Source organism: Sulfitobacter sp. 1A12779 (genome assembly GCF_043557315.1).
GTDB classification, from domain to species: Bacteria; Pseudomonadota; Alphaproteobacteria; order Rhodobacterales; family Rhodobacteraceae; genus Sulfitobacter; species Sulfitobacter faviae.
This window is the reverse complement of record NZ_JBIFFU010000055.1, coordinates 1-3,662: the sequence shown is the minus strand read 5'-3', so window position 1 is coordinate 3,662 and position 3,662 is coordinate 1. Positions and strand designations below refer to the sequence as shown.

At 58.4% G+C, this 3,662-nt stretch carries 3 protein-coding genes; all 3 read right to left on the bottom strand.

Annotated elements, in window-relative coordinates; all coding sequences use genetic code 11:
- Positions 1-95: 95 nt before the first annotated feature.
- The 3 genes from ACGYLQ_RS20540 to ACGYLQ_RS20530 are packed head-to-tail and all read right to left on the bottom strand — an operon-like array spanning position 96 to position 3,491.
- A complete protein-coding gene (locus ACGYLQ_RS20540; protein WP_394418845.1) occupies positions 96-1,031 on the bottom strand; it encodes a TniQ family protein in 936 nt (311 codons plus the stop codon).
- The gene (locus ACGYLQ_RS20535) at positions 1,028-1,885 is read right to left on the bottom strand and encodes a TniB family NTP-binding protein (protein ID WP_394418832.1); all 858 of its coding nucleotides are present in this window, start codon (positions 1,883-1,885) and stop codon (positions 1,028-1,030) included. Before ACGYLQ_RS20535 ends, ACGYLQ_RS20540 begins: the two co-directional genes overlap by 4 nt.
- A complete protein-coding gene (locus ACGYLQ_RS20530; protein ID WP_394418830.1) occupies positions 1,863-3,491 on the bottom strand; it encodes a Mu transposase C-terminal domain-containing protein in 1,629 nt (542 codons plus the stop codon). The genes ACGYLQ_RS20535 and ACGYLQ_RS20530 overlap by 23 nt, the downstream gene beginning before the upstream one ends.
- Positions 3,492-3,662 lie beyond the last annotated feature (171 nt).

Here is a 3,662-nt window from a genome sequence, read left to right as displayed (position 1 = left end):
TGTCACTGTACCCTAATTAATCAGATTCTGCGGATTCAGGGCATTTTGGGGCGTTTTTGTACCCTTAATTACAATATATCCACAGGCAACACGCGTCAGTGCTCGGTCCCGCTCGAGCGTTTCCAGATTGCGTCGGCGCGGGTCAGAAGTGATTCCCGTTTTGCGCCGAGTCCGAGCTCGGATATGGCCTGACGGGCTGCTCGCAAAGCGCTCTCGGATGCACTTGCGCGGCTCGTTCCATGCGTCTTCTGTCCGGTCGGATGCTCTGTTTCCCTCCGCCCCGGAAGCCGCTGGTCGAGTTCCAGCGACAACCCACGGACCCGCTCAATCAAACGACGATGTTGAGGAAAGGCGCGGCGCAACTCGAGGACCATGCGTTCGTTTCCACGTAGAATGATGGCAACGCCCAAAATCGGACGGGTCACGCTTACACCAACCGCGGCAAGCGCCATCAACCTTTCGCGCTCGTTCCCCGAAGTGAGCGCCCCCAGGTTCCCGATCTTCAGAACTGCCATGAGATGCAAGGTCAAATCCACCCGGCGCAGCCGCCTGAGATCTTTGCTCGCCACAGCCGTTTCCAGGAACTGCGCACCACGTGCAGCGCGCGCAAGTAGCCGGTCTGATACGGCTTCGGCTGGATGTTTCGCCGCGAGGGATTGACCACAGATCTCGCAGGTCAGCGACCACGCGAAGCGCCAATGCCGAAGAACCAGAGCGGGCGTTTTCTCGACACACGCCCAACAATGCTGGAAGTCATACCGCGACACGATAAGCAGCGAATGATGCATCGCTTCCGGAAAGCACATGGCAGCGATTTCATCCGGGGACAGCTGAACCGCTCCGCATAGTCGAGCCCAGTTCGCCGCGCGCAAGTCACTCGCACACTCTGGTACCCCGCCCTGCCCCAAACCCAGATAGCCACAAAGCTCTTCTACCGAGCAATGATTGGCCTTCGCTAGTCGCCCAATCCAGCTGGACAGGAGCTCATCGCGTGCCGGCAGTGGCCGGAACGGTAGTGGTCTGACGGTCACCCGAATGCAGCGGCGGGTTGGCGAGGAATGTTCCACGCGTGCTTCGTCCAAACCGGCTGCCAGGCCTGAACTGCTTCGTCCGTGATCCGCTCTTCTCCAGTCTCGATCGCATCGATAGCCAGGGACTTGATCATGATGAACACGCGCGAGGTCACACCCCCGGTCACTTTCAGGATCGTCCGAAGTGATGCGACCGTCAGGCCTGATCGTTGCTCAAGTGCCATCGCCGCGATCAGTGTCTGGATCAGGCGAGAGAACTCTACGTCGTCCTCCCAAAGCGGCAGGTAGTGTTCGTCCAGCCGTCGGGCCAGTTGGTCGTCTCCACGAACCGCCTCCAGGGCTTCGTTCACTCCAAAAACGACGAGCGAAGCGCAGAGGTCGTTGGCAAGGAACCGAAGCATGTTCAAGAAACGGCGTTGCTCACGGTAGCTTCCCGCAAGCAGGTTATGCACTTCGTCGATCATCAGCATCCTCAGGTCCATGTCCCGAAGATGACCGAGCGCACGGACCTCGAGCTCGGATACGGTATGGCGGCCCCACATTGGCGCCCCGATCGTTGCCAGGATGTGCTGATAGAACCGCCGCTCGTCCGGCGCGGGCGGCGCCTGAACCAGCAGGATAGGCGTTTTCGTGATGCCCAGTTCCGCGTTATATTGAGTGGGATATTTGCTCGCCATACGCTTGGCGATCATCGTCTTGCCAATGCCGGAACTTCCATAGACCATCAGACCCGGCATCCGGCTCTGCTGCGGCATTTCCATCAGAGATGTCAATCGGTTGAGAACAATGGTGGCTCGGTCAAACGCGATCCAGTGATCGCCGCGGATACGGTCAATTCTTTCGTCTTGGGTCATTGAACTCATCAATCTCATAGGTTGGCAGATCAGGATTACCTGTATCAATCGCGAACATTTCGCGCGACGGGTCGCGACGCGGTTGGTGCCGGGGAAGCCGAGCACCTCTTTCGTTTTCGACCCGGGCGGTCCGCGTCTTTTGGCGTGCCGCCTCAGCCAGCCGCCGTTGCGCATCGATCAAATGGAACAGGCCCCGCTCATTTATCCGCCCCCCATACTTGTCTTGCCATTCTTTCCGCGCACGACGACTTTCCCAAAGCGATATCCGCGGATGGCTCAGATCCCGATACCGAGCAGGGATCACGCGGCCATCATCGATGATGACCCAGACCTGCGACAAGTCTCGCGGATCGTATTTCACCTGAACCTTGCCCTGCCTGCGTCCGACCAACGACGCGAAGACATCACTCCAGTAATGGACCCCGAAGAGCGTGACCCCGGTGCGCCCGAGTTGGCGCCACTCGAAGGGCAAGAAGCTTGTCCGAAAGGCTTCGACGTCAACGACCTGTCGCCCCGCAGTATCCCCGCCCAGGTCAGCCCAGGCAGCCAGCGGCGTTCGGCCGAGGGCTTCGTGAACCGTATTGTGGTATCGGCAGATTTCCAGATAAAGCCAATCCTCGAACTCGGTCAGCGTCAGGGCTGCATGCTTTTCACTATTATAGTCGCCTTTCTCGACGATTGAGGAATGTGTCGTCCCGGGCAGCACATGAACGGCACCCATGGTCGTTCCGATCAGCCGTTCGACATGGCCGCCATAGTGTTTGCCGCCAAGCGGACGATACTCGACGGTTATGCCCCAATCTTCGCAGGCCATTCTGAAGGCATCGCTGTGGAACTCCTGTGCATTGTCGACGTGGATCGCCTTCGGAATGCCGGCCGTCGGCCAAACCACCTCTTCCAGTGTTCCAGGGACATGCACCGATTTCCGGCGCACACAGTGATCGAGACACAGGGCGATCGACAAGACAGATGGCTCGTCGAAGGTGACATAGGCCCCGAGAACGATCCGGGTCGCAACATCAATGGCTACCGTCAGAAAGGGGCGTGTAAGTGGCCGCCGGTTCACGTGATCAACCAGAATGATGTCCGCCGTAGTATGATCGATCTGAACGACTTCCAGCGGGGCTGAAACTTCAAGACGCCCGGGACGCGCGGCAAAGACCTTGTCAGCCTCCTCTGCCCCGCGCCGTTTCCTGATGACCTCTCGCTGATCCATCGCGTCGAGACGGGCTTTGACCGTTTTCCGGGTCGGGGGTTGAAATCCTTTCGCCTCGCACTCGGCACGAATCTCACGCCAGATGCGAAGAAAGCTCGAGCGCTCGCGAACCAGATAGTAACGCTGCAGACTCTCATCGATGATGATTTCAACGTCTTGCGCGATCCGTTTCGACCCCGGTTTCGGCCCGCGACGGTCCAACTCCAACGCCGTGGCACGTGCGTCGTTCTCTCTCAGACGCCGGTAGAGCGACCATGTGTGGCTTTTCGCCAAGCCGAGTTCCCAAGCCGCGTCACCGATAGCAGCGCTGATCGGCTCGCCCCTCTTTTCCAGATCCAGGATCGGCCGAAGAACCGCTGCACGATGTTTCGCAATACGCTCGCTGGCCACGTAAATCCCCCGCCCCAACAGGTCGACACTTATCCACAGTTCCGACCGTACGGCAATTAAGGGTACAGTATGGTAATTAACGGTACAATATGAAAATTAAGGATACAAGCGGCCATTGATTTTATGGGACAATTTTAGGCGCGATTCTGATTAATTAGGGTGCAGTGACAG